General features: G+C 44.8%; 1 protein-coding gene. It reads right to left on the minus strand.

The window, feature by feature from the left end; translation table 11 throughout:
- The coding region (locus RO21_RS11985; protein WP_047978015.1) for a terminase large subunit domain-containing protein at window positions 1–1,037 on the minus strand (1,037 nt) is incomplete at both ends.

The raw sequence follows: 1,037 nt of genomic DNA on the forward strand, positions 1-1,037 counted from the left end.
ATATAGAGCTGGGCAAATTCTTCGGGAGAGTTTTCTAGTTTGAGACGATCAATATCAAACAATGTGCAGCCACCGGCTTCGGCATCGTAGATATTGACAATTTGTCGCCATTGACCGTCCGCACAAGTCTTGCCCTGTTTTAAATTCGCGTGGGAAATATCAATGTCTACTTGTTCCTCTTTCGGTCGGCCCTTATTAAACAGCTTGCCTGACCAAAGGCGATAGGCGGAATGGGTAATACTGGACGGCGTGGAAAAATAGGTGATCCGATACTGCTTTTGTGATGCCATACCAGCGGCAACCTTACGGATTTCTTCAAAGCGATTGACCCAAAAGATTTCATCAAAATAGAGATTGCCGTGATAGGATTGAGCGGTTTTTGAGTTTGTGCCGAGGAAAATCAGTTGTGCCCCGTTGGGTAGCGTAATTGTCTCGCCTTTCAAATCCACATCGGCGACTTTTTTCGCATAGGCGACAATATAAGCACGGAACTGCAATGCCTGTTTCTTACTGGCGGAAATAAAGATTTGATTTCTGCCCGTTACTAACGCATCAACTAACGCTTCGTGGGCAAAATAATAAGTCGCCCCGATTTGACGACTTTTGAGAATATGTCGAATGCGTTGGCTTAATCCGGCTTCGTGCCACTTTTTTTGATAGTGGAACATACCGTTGAGAAAGCCGTTGATCAGCAATTCGGCTTGTTCTTCGGAAATGGCGTTCTGTTCCGGCTTTTTACGGTCGGCAGGATTGCGGTTTTTAATTTTCGGGTTGAGATCGGTTTCATTGCCGCCTTGAGTGTAACGTTGAATACGAGCCGCTCTTTCAAGCTGGCGCATTAAAAAATCTAATTCTTTAAAGTCATAGCCCGACTTTACCTCTTTTTGCATCAGTAAGATATAACGGCTCTCAATGCCGGCATTGGCACGATCAAAGATAGAGGCGTTGTCCCATTTATCCCGTTTTTTCCAACTGGAAATTGTCGAAACAGGGATATTTAACATACGGGCTATGTCTGAAATCCCATAACCCGCCCA

It is taken from the genome of Muribacter muris, from assembly GCF_001038205.1.
GTDB classification, from domain to species: domain Bacteria; phylum Pseudomonadota; class Gammaproteobacteria; order Enterobacterales; family Pasteurellaceae; genus Muribacter; species Muribacter muris.